10 protein-coding genes are annotated in these 12,478 nt (G+C 71.5%); 3 read left to right on the top strand and 7 right to left on the bottom strand.

Translation table 11 applies throughout. The features are described 5' to 3' along the window. Positions 1 to 42 precede the first annotated feature (42 nt). Genes menC through GGQ54_RS07555 form a run of 3 tightly spaced genes read left to right on the top strand, consistent with a single transcriptional unit; the run spans position 43 to position 3,571 of the window. The gene (gene menC, locus GGQ54_RS07565) at positions 43 to 1,143 is read left to right on the top strand and encodes an o-succinylbenzoate synthase (RefSeq protein ID WP_179444836.1); all 1,101 of its coding nucleotides are present in this window, start codon (positions 43 to 45) and stop codon (positions 1,141 to 1,143) included. Then, the gene (locus GGQ54_RS07560; RefSeq protein WP_179444835.1) at positions 1,140 to 2,459 is read left to right on the top strand and encodes a type I glutamate--ammonia ligase; all 1,320 of its coding nucleotides are present in this window, start codon (positions 1,140 to 1,142) and stop codon (positions 2,457 to 2,459) included. Before menC ends, GGQ54_RS07560 begins: the two co-directional genes overlap by 4 nt. Before the next feature lie 5 nt (positions 2,460 to 2,464). Continuing rightward, complete coding sequence (locus tag GGQ54_RS07555; protein ID WP_179444834.1) at positions 2,465 to 3,571, top strand: amidohydrolase family protein; 1,107 nt, start codon at positions 2,465 to 2,467, stop codon at positions 3,569 to 3,571. Between the two features lies 1 nt (position 3,572). Here the strand turns inward: GGQ54_RS07555 and GGQ54_RS07550 are convergent, their stop codons facing one another. The 7 genes from GGQ54_RS07550 to GGQ54_RS07520 form a co-directional block, all read right to left on the bottom strand. Beyond that, entirely contained in the window at positions 3,573 to 4,283 is a 711-nt protein-coding gene (locus tag GGQ54_RS07550; protein WP_179444833.1) for a response regulator, read from the bottom strand. After that, a complete protein-coding gene (locus GGQ54_RS07545) occupies positions 4,280 to 6,781 on the bottom strand; it encodes a DUF4118 domain-containing protein (protein WP_343045890.1) in 2,502 nt (833 codons plus the stop codon). The genes GGQ54_RS07550 and GGQ54_RS07545 overlap by 4 nt, the downstream gene beginning before the upstream one ends. 11 nt (positions 6,782 to 6,792) lie before the next feature. Then, positions 6,793 to 7,377 carry a K(+)-transporting ATPase subunit C gene (kdpC, locus tag GGQ54_RS07540; protein WP_218844070.1) on the bottom strand — a complete coding sequence of 195 codons (585 nt, stop codon included), beginning with the start codon at positions 7,375 to 7,377 and terminating at the stop codon, positions 6,793 to 6,795. A gap of 19 nt (positions 7,378 to 7,396) precedes the next feature. Then, positions 7,397 to 9,517 (bottom strand): potassium-transporting ATPase subunit KdpB, encoded by a 2,121-nt coding sequence (gene kdpB / locus GGQ54_RS07535; RefSeq protein ID WP_179444831.1) that lies wholly within the window; start codon positions 9,515 to 9,517, stop codon positions 7,397 to 7,399. Then, entirely contained in the window at positions 9,514 to 11,175 is a 1,662-nt protein-coding gene (kdpA, locus tag GGQ54_RS07530) for a potassium-transporting ATPase subunit KdpA (RefSeq protein ID WP_179444830.1), read from the bottom strand. The genes kdpB and kdpA overlap by 4 nt, the downstream gene beginning before the upstream one ends. A gap of 9 nt (positions 11,176 to 11,184) precedes the next feature. After that, positions 11,185 to 11,286, bottom strand: coding sequence for a potassium-transporting ATPase subunit F (locus tag GGQ54_RS17605; protein WP_179444829.1), 102 nt, complete (start codon positions 11,284 to 11,286; stop codon positions 11,185 to 11,187). Positions 11,287 to 11,482: 196 nt separating this feature from the next. Next, on the bottom strand, positions 11,483 to 12,442 hold the full coding sequence (locus tag GGQ54_RS07520; RefSeq protein WP_179444828.1) for an ABC transporter substrate-binding protein: 960 nt from the start codon (positions 12,440 to 12,442) through the stop codon (positions 11,483 to 11,485). Positions 12,443 to 12,478 lie beyond the last annotated feature (36 nt).

The raw sequence follows: 12,478 nt of genomic DNA, 5'->3' as shown, positions 1-12,478 counted from the left end.
GATCCGGCGTGCATAAGGAAGGCTGTGCCCGGGAGGACATCCATGCGCATCGTGAATGCCGAGCTTCATCAGGTCGAGCTGCCGCTGCGGTCGGCGTTCCGGACCTCGTTCGGGCACGAGGTCACCCACGCCCTCGGCCTGCTCCGAATCGAGACCGAAGATGCGGTCGGCTGGGGCGAGTGTGTCGCCCCGGCGCTGCCGCACTACTCCAGTGAGTACCTTGGGGCCGAGCTGGACGTCATCGAGCGGCACCTGTTGCCGCTGATCGGCGAGCGCGAGCTGCGCGCCGCCACCATCGCCGAGGATCTGCATCGGATCCGCGGCCATCGGATGGCCAAGTCGTGCGTGGAGACGGCCGTGCTCGATGCGGAGCTGCGCGGCCGGGGCGACTCGCTGTCCACCGAGCTGGGCGGGGTGCGCGAGCGCGTACCGTGCGGCGTCAGTGTCGGGATCCAACCCTCGATCGGCGAACTGCTCGACATCGTTGCGGGCTACCTGGCTGCCGGCTACCTGCGGATCAAGCTGAAGATCGAGCCCGGCTGGGACCTGGAGCCCGTCGCCGCGGTCCGGGAGAAGTTCGGGCCCGACCTGATCCTGCAGGCCGATGCCAATGCGGCCTACGAGCTGTCCGATCTGCCACATCTGCGCCGCCTCGACCGCCACGAAATGATCATGCTGGAACAGCCACTGGCCTCCGACGAGCTGCTCGGACACGCCGAACTGGCGGCCGCGATGACGACCCCGATCTGCCTGGACGAGTCGATCACCTCCGCGCGCGCCGCGCTCACCGCGCTGCGGCTGGGCGCCTGTTCGGTGATCAACATCAAGCCGGGCCGGGTCGGTGGCTACCTGGAGTCGCGGCGGATCCATGATCTGTGCCGGAGCTGGGGAGTGCAGGTCTGGTGCGGTGGGATGCTGGAGTCCGGGATCGGCCGGGCGGCCAATCTGGCGCTCGCCAGCCTGCCCGGATTCACGCTGCCGAACGACATCTCGGCCACCGAGCGCTACTACGAACGCGACCTGACCGAGCCGTTCACCATCGCCGACGGGCAGATGGCGGTGCCGACCGGGCCGGGCATCGGCATCGATCCGGATCCCGCCGCGCTCGCGGACTTCACCGTCCGGACGAGCACGATCCGATGACCGGTACGCCGACGGACGAGCGCCTGCGCGGGATGCGCACCCTGACCGCCGTGATCAGCGACACCGGCGGCGTGCTGCGCGCCAAGACCGCGCCCGCGCACCGGATCGAGGCACTGGCGACCTCGGGCTTCGGAGCCTCGGCGACCTGGTCGGTCTTCTGCGTCGACGGTTGCGTCGCCGAGACCGAGGCGATCAGCCCGGTCGGCGACAACCGGCTCACCGCCGATCTCGCCAGCGCCGTGCTGTTGCCCGGCGGGTTCGGCTGGGCGGCTGCCGACCTGCGCGATCAGGACGGTGCCATCTCTGCCTACTGCTGGCGTGACGTCGTGCGCCGCCAGGTCACGCGGTTGGAACGGATCGGCGTCGCCGCACGGCTCGGACACGAGCTGGAGTTCACCCTGTACGCCGCCGACGGTGGCCCGGTCAGCCCGGTCACGGGCTGGCCGCCCTATGGCGCCCAGCAGCACTTCGCCCACGCGGGATTCGCTGCCGATGTCTGCGCGGCGCTCGCCCGGGTCGGTGCGCCGGTCGAGCAGTTCCACGCCGAGTTCGGGGCCGGACAGGTCGAGCTGTCGCTGCCGCCTGCCGACCCGCTGACCGCCGCCGACCGAGTGATCCTGGCCCGCACCGTGATCGGCCGGGTCGCGCACGAGCACGGCCTGCTGACCAGCTTCTCCCCACAGCCCGCCCCCGGTGGCAGCGGCAACGGCGCGCACCTGCATCTGTCGCTGGCCCGCGACAAGACGCCCCTGTTCGCCGGCGACGGCACCGGCGTACCGGCCGACGGCCTGGCCGCGATTGCCGGGATCGTCACCGAACTGCCCGCCGCGATCGCCGTGCTCGCCGGCACCGTCGTCTCCGGCGAACGGCTGCAACCGGGCAGTTGGTCGGGCGCGTGGGCCGCGTGGGGTGTGGAGAACCGGGAGGCGGCGGTGCGCTACATCGCCGGTGGCCCGGGCACCCCGCGCGGGGCCAATGTCGAGGTCAAGTGCATCGACGGCGGCGCGAATCCCTGGCTGGCGACCGGGCTGGTGCTGGGTCTGGCCGCGCACGGCCTGGAATCGGCGGTGTCCGACGTCGCGCCGGTCCAGGTCGACCCACAGACCCTGGCCGAGACCGAGCGCCACAGCCGTGGCATCGTCGCCCTGCCCACCGACCCGCAGGAGCGGATCAACGCGTTCGCGGCCAGCGCGGTGGTCAGGTCGATCCTCGGGGACGCGCTGCACGAGGCCGTGCTGGCGGTGCGCCGGCACGAGGCCCGCCATGTCGATCCCGACGGGGTGCACGAGCGGGTGCGCTACGCCTGGTCGGGCTGATGATCATGAACGCCGCCGAAACGCTGGCCGAGTACGCGGAGAGCCTGCCGCTGGTCGATCATCATGTGCACGGTGCGCTGCGGAAGGCTCCGGACCGCGCGGAGTTCGAGGAGCTGCTGACCGAGCGGGCCGGCGGCAACGGGTTCGACACGCAACTGGGCTTCGCGGTTCGTCGGTGGTGCGCGCCGCTGCTCGGGCTGGAGCCGTCGGCGGATGCCGAGGCGTACCTCGCCGCGCGGGTGGCGCTCGGGGAGACCGAGGTGGCCCGGCGGCTGCTTGCCGCCGCCGGGACCGACACGCTGCTGATCGACACCGGCTTCGCCGCCGCCGGCCTGTTGGGCATCGAGGAGATGGCGGCGCTGACCGGGCAGCGGGTGGCCGAGGTGCTGCGGCTGGAGGCCCTGGCCGAGGACCTGCTCGCGGAGGACCCGAGCCCGAGCGACTTCCTGGATCGCTTTCCGGCGGCGCTGGCCGAGACGGATGCGATCGCGTTCAAGAGCGTGATGGCGTACCGCTCGGGCTTCGACGTGCCCGCCGAGCGCCCGTCGCGCGCGGCATTGCTGGCCGCCCTGGACCGGTACGCCGCGGCCGGCGCCGGGCGGCTGACGGACCCGGTCCTGCTGCGGCAGTTGCAGTGGTGGGCGATCGATGCGGGGCGGCCGTTGCAACTGCACTGCGGCTACGGCGATGCCGATCTTGATCTTCGGCTGGCCGACCCGTTGCTGCTGACTCCGTGGCTGCGAGCGGTCGAGGGATCGGGCGTACCGATCATGTTGCTGCACAACTACCCCTATCACCGGCAGGCGGGCTATCTGGCCGAGGTCTTCGGATCGGTCTACTTCGATGTCGGGTTGGCGATCACCCACTCCGGTGCGGCGAGCCGGGCCGTGATCGCGGAATCGCTCGAGGTGGCACCGTTCGGCAAGCAGCTCTATTCCTCCGATGCCTTCGGGCTGCCCGAGTTGCACCTGTTGGGTGCGCGGTTGTGGCGGCGCGGGATGGCGGCCGTGCTCGCGGGATTCGTCGACGCGGGGGAGTGGGAGCTCGCCGACGCCCGACGGGTGCTGGCGTTGATCGGCCGGGAGAATGCCGTGGCCGTCTACGGCCTGTGACTCACGCGTCGCCTGCGGCCGCGCGCCCGGTGACCAGCCGGTAGCCGAGCCCGGGCTCGGTGATCAGGTGCACGGGACGGGCGGGGTCGGCCTCGAGCTTGCGGCGCAGGGTGGCGAAATAGGTACGCAGGTAGTGCGTCTCCTTCTCATACCCCGGGCCCCAGACCTCGGCGAGCAGCCGCGCCTGGCTGACCAGCGTGTCGGGGTGCCGGGCCAAGATCTCCAGCAGCCGCCACTCGGTCGGGGTGAGCCGCACGGGCGTACCCGACCGTTCGACGATCGAGCGGGCCAGGTCGATCCGCAGCTCGCCCGCGCTCAGCACGGGTTCGGCGGGCGCCTCGCGGCGGTGGCGCAGCCCGGCCCGGATCCGGGCCAGCAGCTCGGTCAGCTCGAACGGCTTCGTCACATAGTCGTCGGCGCCGGCGTCCAGCGCCTCGACCTTGTCGTCGGCCGCCTGCCGCGCGGACAACACGATGATCGGTACGCTCGACCAGCCCCGGATGCCCGCGAGCACCTCCATCCCGTCGGCATCGGGCAGGCCCAGATCGAGCAGTACCAGATCGACGTGCGCATCGGCCATCGCGCGCAGCGCGGCGCCCGCGTCGGCGGCCGTGATCACCTGATAGCCGCGGGCGGAGAGGTTGATCTTCAGTGCCCGGCTGAGCGACGGCTCGTCGTCGACCACCAGGATCCTTGGGGTGGGCTCCGTCATCGGGCCTGCCCTGCCGGGAACGAGATGATCATCGTCAGCCCGCCGCCCGGTGTGTCCTCGGCCTGGATCCGGGCGCCGACCGCGTCGGCGAATCCGGCGGCGACGGCCAACCCGAGCCCGAGGCCCGACCCGGCCGGCGCATCGCCGGCGCGCTGGAATGCCCGGAACATCCGTCCGCGGACATCGGCGCTGACGCCCGGACCATGATCGATCACCCGCACCTCCACGCGATCTTGTTCGGGCAGCGCGGCGATGTCGACGCGGACCGGCTGCCCGGGTGGCTGATGGCGTACCGCATTGTCCACCACATTGGCGAGGATCCGCTCGGCGAGCCCCCGGTCGGTGTCGATCAGCAGCAACTGGCCGCGCTGGTCCACCGAGACGGCATCCGCATCCGCGCCGGCGAGCGCGCCGCGCAACACCTCGTCGACCAGTACGCGGCGGCGCTGCACCGCCATCTCCTGGGTCTGCAGGCGGGTCATGTCGAGCAGATTCCCGATCAACCGCGACAGTCGGTCCGCGCTCTCGTCGGCCATGATCAACAACTCGCGGCGGTGGTGTTCGGGCAGGTCCACGTCCTCGGCCAGGACGCCGCCGAGGCCCGCCTTGATCGAGGCCAGCGGGGTCCGCAGATCGTGTGAGACCGCGGCCAGCAGCGAGGTCTGGAAGGCGTTCCGGGCGGCCAGCTCGCGGGCCTGGCCGGCCTCGGCGGCGAGGTCGTGGCGCTCCAACTGGGCCATCACCTGGTTGCCGAATGCGGTCAGCACCCGCTGCTCGGCCGGGGTCAACCCGCGGCCGTGCAGCGCGAACGAGCGCCGGTCGTCCAGTGCCAGCTCGGTGTCCGGCGCCCCCTCGGCGGTGCCGCCCGCCCGCGCCTCCACCACCCAGGGTGCGGTGTCGCTGTCGCGATGGCGCAACAGCACGACCCGCTGCCGGAAGGTCTCCTGGATCCGGGCCAGCACCGAGGAGACCGACGCCTCGGGTCGCAGGGTGTCGGTGGTCAGCGCCAGCAGCGTGTCGGCCTCGGCCCTGGCCTCGGCGGCCTGCCGGGCCCGTCGTGCCGCACCGCCGACCACCAGCGAGACCGCGACCGCCACCACGACGAAGATGATCAGCCCGGCCACATTCAACGGATCGGCGATGGTCAGGGTGTAGCGCGGATCGGTGAAGAAGAAGTTGATCAACATGCTGCTCAGCAGCGCCGCGACGATCGCCGGCACCAGCCCGCCGACCAGCGCGACCAGCACCGTCGCGGCGAGGAAGCTGACCAGCGACACCTGGTGGCCCTGCAGCGCGGGGGAGGCGGCGAAGAAGGCCGTCAGCAGCACCGGCAGGACCACGGCAAGCACGGCGCCGATCAACCGCCGCCGCAGGCTGAGCTGGCGGGGCGTGGGATTCGCCCCGCTGCCCACCCAGTCGTGGGTGACAATCTGACAGTCGATGTCGCCCGAGCCGCCGACGATGCGGGCACTGACCGGCGTCCGGACGAGCCGCTGCCAGGACCGGCGGCGCGACTGTCCGACCACGATCGAGGTGGCGTTCACGCTCCGGGCGTACTCCAGCACCGCCTCGGCCGGATCGTCGCCGGTCAAGGTGTGGAAGGTGCCGGCGAGGTCCTCGACCAGCGCCCGCTGATCATGCAGGGCCCGGGAATCGCGGTGGGCCAGCCCGTCGCTGCGGGCAACGTAGACGGCGTGCAGCTCGCCGCCCACGCCCTTCCCCGCGGTACGCGCGCCGCGGCGGATCAGCGCCGCACCCTCGGGTCCGCCGGAGAGCGCGACGACCACCCGGTCCCGGGTCGGCCAGGGCGCGTCGATCCGGTGCTCGGTCCGGTAGCGGGCCAGCCCGGCATCGACCCGATCGGCCACCCAGAGCAGCGCCAGCTCCCGCAGCGCGGCCAGGTTGCCCGGCCGGAAATAGTTGTGCAGCGCGGCATCGACGCGCTCGGCCGGGTAGACATTGCCGTGCGCCATCCGGCGGCGCAGCGCCTCCGGCGCCATGTCGACGAGCTCGATCTGGTCGGCGGCCCGGACCACGGCATCCGGCACGGTCTCGTTCTGTCGGATGCCGGTGATCGACTCGACCACATCGTTCAGGGACTCCAGGTGCTGCACGTTCACGGTGGTGATCACGTCGATGCCCGCCGCGAGCAGTTCCTCGACATCGGCGCAGCGGCGCGCGTGCCGCGACCCGGGCACATTCGTGTGGGCCAGCTCGTCGACCAGCACCACCTGCGGCTCGCGGGCGAGGATCGCGTCGACATCCATCTCGGTGAACTCCGCGCCGCGGTGGGCGACGGTCCGGCGCGCGATCACCTCCAGCCCCGCCACCTGCTCGGCCGTGCGGGCCCGGCCATGGGTCTCGACGAACCCGACCACCACGTCGGTGCCGCGGGCGGCGCGCCGCCGGCCCTCGTTCAGCATCGCGTAGGTCTTGCCCACACCCGGGGCGGCCCCGAGCAGGACCCGCAGCTCGCCCCGGCGGTCGCCTCCCGTCACAAGGAGCCAGCCTAGGACAGCCGGTCCAGCGCCAGATTGGCCTGCACCACGTTCACCGTGGGCTGACCGAGGAAGCCGAGCAGCCGGTCATCGGTCGCCTCGGCGATCGCCGCTCGCACCTGCAGCCCGGTCACCCCGCGGGCGCGGGCGATCCGCTCGACCTGGATCTCGGCGTAGGCGGGGGAGATGTGCGGGTCGAGCCCAGAGCCGGAGGCGGTCACGGCGTCGGCGGGGACCTGCTCGGGCAGCACCCCGTTGACCTCGGCGAGGTACGCCCGGCGCGCCGCGATCTCCTCGGTCAGGCCGGCGTCGTTCGGGCCGAGATTGCTGCCGCCGGAGGACTGGGCGTCATAGCCGTCGCCGGCGGCCGAGGGCCGGCCCCACAGTTGTCCCGGCTGGTCGAAGGTCTGCCCGATCAGCGCCGAACCGACCGGCCGCCCGCCGGCGCTGACCAGCGACCCGCCCGCCTGCCAGGGGGCGGCGACCTGGCCGATGCCGAAGACGAGCAACGGGTAGCCGATGCCGAGCAGCAGCGTGAAGACGGCCAGCGCGCGGAGCCCGGCGAAGGTGTGGCGAGAAAGGGCAGACATGATCAGTTCCTTGGCGGTGTGGGGATCAAACGAGGAGCGAGACGACGAGATCGATCAGCTTGATCCCGATGAACGGGGCGATCAGGCCGCCGACGCCATAGATCAGCAGATTGCGCCGCAGCAGATCGGCGGCCGAGCGGGCGCGCGAGCGTACCCCCTTCAGCGCCAACGGGATCAGGGCCACGATGATCAGCGCGTTGAAGATCACCGCGGACAGGATCGCCGAGCTCGGCGAGGACAGCCCCATGATGTTCAGCACGGCGAGCTGGGGAAACACGGCGGCGAACATGGCGGGGATGATCGCGAAGTACTTCGCGACATCGTTGGCGATGGAGAAGGTCGTCAGGGCGCCCCGGGTCATCAGCAACTGCTTGCCGATCTCGACCGTCTCGATCAGCTTGGTCGGGTCGGAATCGAGATCGACCATGTTGCCGGCCTCCTTGGCCGCGGTGGTGCCGGTGTTCATCGCGACACCGACATCGGCCCGGGCCAGCGCCGGCGCGTCGTTGGTGCCGTCACCGGCCATCGCCACCAGATGCCCCTTGGCCTGTTCGGCGGTGATCAGGGCCACCTTGTCCTCCGGCCTGGCCTCGGCGAGGAAGTCGTCGACTCCCGCCTCGGCGGCGATGTGGGCGGCCGTGCGGCGGTTGTCGCCGGTGATCATCACCGTCCGGATGCCCATCGCGCGGAGCGCGTCGAAGCGCTCGGAGATGCCGTCCTTGACCACATCGGCGAGGAAGATCACGCCCAGGCAGCGGGCCGGCCCGTCGGCGGGCTGTTCGGCGACCACCAGCGGCGTACCGCCGACAGCAGCGACCCGGTCGACCGCCTCGGTGATGTCGTCGCCCACGGTGCCGCCGGTGGCGCGTACCCATGCGACGCAGGCGCTCGCCGCGCCCTTGCGGATGCACCCCCCGCCGGGGAGGTCGACCCCGCTCATCCGGGTCTGCGCGGTGAAGGCGACGAACGCGCAGCCGGGCGGTGCATCGCCGAGCGCGCCGTGGTCGGCGGCGACCAGGTCGACGATCGAGCGGCCCTCGGGCGTCTCGTCCGCCAGCGACGACAACCGTGCCGCCGCGGCCAGGTCGGCGACCTCGACGCCGCGGACGGGGGTGATCTCGCGGGCCTGCCGGTTGCCGTGGGTGATGGTGCCGGTCTTGTCCAGCAGCAGTACGCCGACATCGCCGGCGGCCTCGACGGCACGGCCGGACATGGCGAGCACATTGCGACGGACCAGCCGGTCCATGCCGGCGATGCCGATGGCCGACAGCAGGGCGCCGATGGTGGTCGGGATGAGGCAGACCAGCAGCGCCACCAGCACGATCACCTGCTGCTGCCCGCCGGAGTAGACGGCGAACGCCTGCAGGGTGACGACGGCCAGCAAGAAGATGATGGTCAGCGCCGACAACACGATGGTCAGCGCGACCTCGTTGGGAGTACGCCGCCGATCGGCCCCCTCGACCAGGGCGATCATCTTGTCCAGGAAGGATTCCCCGGGCTGCTGGGTGATCTTGACCACGATCCGGTCCGAGAGCACCCGGGTGCCGCCGGTGACCGCGGAACGGTCGCCGCCGGACTCGCGGATCACCGGGGCCGACTCGCCGGTGATCGCGGACTCGTCGACGCTGGCGACGCCCTCGACGACATCGCCGTCGCCCGGGATCACCTCGCCGGCCTCGACGACGACCAGGTCGCCGCGCGACAGCGCGGAAGCGGGCACCGACTCCTCGATGCCGTCGGTCAGCCGGCGCGCCACGGCATCGGTCCGGGCGGCGCGCAGGCTGGCCGCCTGGGCCTTCCCGCGGCCCTCGGCGATCGCCTCGGCGAGATTGGCGAACAGCACGGTCGCCCACAGCCAGATCACCAGGCCGACCGAGAACACGCTCGGGTGCAGCACGGTGAGGACGGTGGCGAGCACCGAGCCAACCCAGACCACGAACAGCACCGGTTGGCGCAGAAGGTGTCGCGGGTCGAGCCGACGGAACGCCCCCGGGATGGCCGCGATGATCACCTCGGAGCCGAACCCGCCGCGGGTCGGACCCTGCGCGCCCGCCCGGGCGCCGCCGGCCGGATCGGGCAGCGAGGCGCGCGGGCCGGTGCGGGTGGGGCCGGTGCGGGTGGGGCCGGTGTCGGTACGGGTGTTCATGCGAGTGCCTCCGCGATCGGGCCCAGCGCGAGCGCCGGGAAGAAGGTGAGCCCGGCGACGACGATCACCACGAACGTCGCCAGCGAGACGAACAGCGGGCCGTGGGTCGGGAACGTCCCGGCGTTGGCCTCGGTACGCGGCTGGGCGGCCAGCCGGCCGGCCAGCAACAGCACGCAGGCGATCGGCACGAACCGCCCGATCAGCATGGCCAGACCGAGGCCCGTGTTCAGCAGCGGCGTGCCCGCGCTCAGGCCAGCGAAGGCCGAGCCGTTGTTGTTGGCGGCCGAGGCGTACCCGTAGAGCATCTCCGACAGGCCGTGCGGCCCGGTATTGGCCAGCGAGTCCAGACCGCTCGGGTTCATGATCGAGATCGCCGCGCCGACCAGCAGCGCGAACGGCATCGCCAACATGGCAAGCGCGACCAGGGTGATATCGTCGCGGCCGATCCGCTTGCCGAGGTACTCCGGGCTGCGGCCGACCATCAGGCCCGCCAGGAAGACGGTCAGCACCGCGATCATCAGCATCGAGTACAGGCCGGTGCCGACGCCGCCGGGGGAGACCTCGCCGAGCATCATGTTCAGCATGGCCATCCCGCCGCCCGCGGCGGTGAACGAGTCGTGCATCGCGTTCACGGCGCCGGTCGACGTGCCGGTGGTGGAGGCGGCGTAGAGCGCGGAGGCCCATTCGCCGAAGCGGGCCTCCTTGCCCTCCAGCGCGCCGCCGGCGGCGACGGGTGCCGTGCCGCGGCCGGCGATCTCGGAGGCGGTGATGATGATCACCGAGCCGAGCCAGAGCGTACCCATGATCGCGGTGGTCGCGATCCCCTGGCGGCGGTCGCCGACCATCTTGCCGAAGGCATGGGGCAGCGAGAACGGGATCACCAGCAGCGCCCAGATCGACAGCAGGTTGGTCGCCGGATTGGGATTCTCGAAGGGATGTGCGGCATTGGCGTTGTAGAAGCCGCCGCCATTGGTGCCGAGCTGCTTGATCGCCTCCTGGGACGCGACCGGGCCGCCGGGGATGAGCTGCTGGCCGCCGTTCAGGGTGTCGACCGGTACCGGCGCGGCGAAGTTCTGCACCGCGCCGCCCAGCAGGAAGAGCACGGCGACGATGATCGACAGCGGCAGCAGCACGCGCAGCGTGACCCGGGTCAGGTCGACCCAGAAATTGCCGAGCTGCTCGGTGCCGCCCCGGGCGAATCCGCGTACCAGTACGAACGCGACGCAGATGCCGACCGCGCCGGAGAGGAAGTTCTGGACCGAGAGGCCCGCCATCTGCACCGTGTGTCCGAGGGCGGAGTCGCCCGAGTACCACTGCCAGTTGGTATTGGTGACGAACGAGATCGCGGTGTTGAACGCGCCGTCGGGTTCGAAGCCGGGACGGTCCAGGCTCATCGGCAGGTACGCCTGGAGCCGCAGCATGGCGTACAGCAGCAGGACGCCCGCGAGGCTGAAGCCGAGCACGGCCAGCAGATAGTTGCGGGCATTCTGCTCGGCACGCGGATCGACGCCGATCAGGCGGTAGATCACCCGCTCGACGCGGAGGTGGCGCTCGCCGGTGGCGGTGGCGTACAGCAGCCGGCCCACCGGGTCGTGACAGGCGGCGATGAGCATGATCAAGAGGCCGGCCTGCAGCGCGCCGGCGGCGGTCGGGGTCATGGTCGGTCCTCAGTAGCGGTCGGGGAAGACCAGTGAATGGAGCAGGTAGCACAAGAGCGCCGCGGCGATCACCAGGCCCGCGATGTTCTCGATGGCGAGGAGGTCGGTCACGGCCGGGCTCCACGAACCGTGGCGAGGGTGGCGACGGTGGCGAAGAACGCGATCAGGATGATCAGGAACAGTGCATCGAACACGTCCGTCAGGACACACCCGCGTGGACCGTTACGCGGGGGTTCTTGACGGGTTCTTGGCGACCGGCGCCGTGATCTTGACGAAATCTTGACGCGGGCGGCAACCGCCCGTGTGGTCAGGTCAGGGGACGGGCGGCGGTGTAGGCGTCGGCGAACTGGTTGAGCCAGGCGGCGTAGTTCGCGTGGTGATAGGGCCGCTTGTCGTTCCAGGGGGTACGCTGCCCCGCCCGGATCGCCGCCAGATCGCCGAAGACCGGATTCTTCTCCGCCTCCGCCGGGTAGCCGTCGAGCACCATGATCAGGTCGGACTCGTCGCCGGCGAGATTCTCCCAGCTCACCTCCGCCCACGCGCTGTCGCCCTCGACCGGGTACTCGGTGAACCGCACGCCGCACGCACCGAGCAGTTGGAGCTGGGCCTGGTTCACGCCGACATAGTTGGTGTCGGCGCCGATCGACAGCGGCAGGACCGTGAGTTGCTTGTCGGCGGCGAGGCCGCGGATCCGCTCCTGGGCGGCCGCGTAGTCGTCGCGGGCCCGGGCGAGCTCGGGGGTGTCGACGGCGCCGCCCAGGGAACGCGCCAGTTCGGCGTACTCCCCGATCAGCTCGTCCACACCGCGTCCACGCATCTCGATCGGCATGAACGGGGCGATGGCCGTGGCCTGCTCCGCGACGGGCTCCTCCCACCACGTCCACCCGGTGCCGTCGGCATTGCCGAATCCGATCAGCACGTCCGGGGTGAGACCGGCCAGCGTCTCGAGGTTGAACTCGGCGTCCTTGCCGACGATCGGCACGCCCTCGATCGACGCCCCGCCGAGCGAGGTGTCGTCGGCGAGCCCGTAGCCCCAGGCCCCGACCGGCCGGATCCCGTACGGCGCCATCGCCGCGAGCGAGTAGAAGTCCGTGACCACCCGCTGCGGCGCGCGCGGCAGCGTGACGGTCTTGCCGCCGTATCCGGTGAGCGTGTGCGAGTAGCTGTCGTCGGCGGGCGCGGCGGGCGCCGGGGCCGAGCACCCGGCGGTGCCGGCCGCGACGGCGGCCAGGCCGAGCGAGAACAACAACGAGCGGCGATTCAGCATGCGGCGAAGGTTAGCCACACCTAAGAACTCCTGTCG

Origin of the sequence: Naumannella cuiyingiana, from assembly GCF_013408305.1 — a bacterium.
GTDB classification, from domain to species: Bacteria; Actinomycetota; Actinomycetes; order Propionibacteriales; family Propionibacteriaceae; genus Naumannella; species Naumannella cuiyingiana.
This window is presented reverse-complemented; position numbering and strand designations above follow the sequence as displayed.

Bases quoted from the DNA above. Each gene is read 5' to 3' on its own strand.
- menC (WP_179444836.1), top strand. From the start codon at position 43: ATGCGCATCGTGAATGCCGAGCTTCATCAGGTCGAGCTGCCGCTGCGG.
- GGQ54_RS07560 (WP_179444835.1), top strand. From the start codon at position 1,140: ATGACCGGTACGCCGACGGACGAGCGCCTGCGCGGGATGCGCACCCTG.
- GGQ54_RS07555 (WP_179444834.1), top strand. From the start codon at position 2,465: ATGAACGCCGCCGAAACGCTGGCCGAGTACGCGGAGAGCCTGCCGCTG.
- GGQ54_RS07550 (WP_179444833.1), bottom strand. From the start codon at position 4,283: ATGACGGAGCCCACCCCAAGGATCCTGGTGGTCGACGACGAGCCGTCG.
- kdpB (WP_179444831.1), bottom strand. From the start codon at position 9,517: ATGAACACCCGTACCGACACCGGCCCCACCCGCACCGGCCCCACCCGC.
- kdpA (WP_179444830.1), bottom strand. From the start codon at position 11,175: ATGACCCCGACCGCCGCCGGCGCGCTGCAGGCCGGCCTCTTGATCATG.
- GGQ54_RS07520 (WP_179444828.1), bottom strand. From the start codon at position 12,442: ATGCTGAATCGCCGCTCGTTGTTGTTCTCGCTCGGCCTGGCCGCCGTC.